Raw genomic sequence first — 373 nt, 5'->3', positions numbered from 1 at the left:
CCCCCAAACTGCTCTAGTAATAAATTAGCTAAGCCAGGATTTGGCTGAGCAACCCGCACGGTGTATTGAAGTCGTTTGTTATGTAGGAACATGACATTCTCCTCAGGCGAATAAGGGCTGCGGTTCACTCGGTGAAAGACCGAATGCCAGCCCACAAACATCTGAAGCAAGTGCGCCAGGGTTAATTTCAAAAAACCTTCAGCGCAAACGACAAACGGATAGTGACTATCCTTTGCTATGTTCTGGCGACGAGGGGCCTTCTTTGATCCCACGAGGCCCCGCAAGCCCCCAAACGATCAAACCTAAGACGGGGAAGATAATTAGGCCGAGCGCCCACGCGGCTTTTATCCCAACCGTTTTGTCGCTTCGAAAC

Annotated in this window: 2 protein-coding genes; both read right to left on the bottom strand. The window is 50.7% G+C overall.

Annotated elements, in window-relative coordinates; all coding sequences use genetic code 11:
• Positions 1–272, bottom strand: a 272-nt coding sequence (locus KMS84_RS41830; RefSeq protein WP_256921442.1) for a manganese catalase family protein, incomplete at its 3' end; no start/stop codon positions are given.
• Positions 226–348, bottom strand: coding sequence for a PLD nuclease N-terminal domain-containing protein (locus KMS84_RS42510; RefSeq protein WP_368860720.1), 123 nt, complete (start codon positions 346–348; stop codon positions 226–228). The genes KMS84_RS41830 and KMS84_RS42510, both read right to left, overlap by 47 nt.
• Positions 349–373 lie beyond the last annotated feature (25 nt).

The sequence above is a fragment of the Streptomyces hilarionis genome (assembly GCF_024539675.1).
Taxonomy (GTDB): Bacteria; Actinomycetota; Actinomycetes; order Streptomycetales; family Streptomycetaceae; genus Streptomyces; species Streptomyces hilarionis.
Note: the sequence above shows the minus strand (reverse complement) of the source record. Positions and strands in the feature narration are given on the sequence as shown.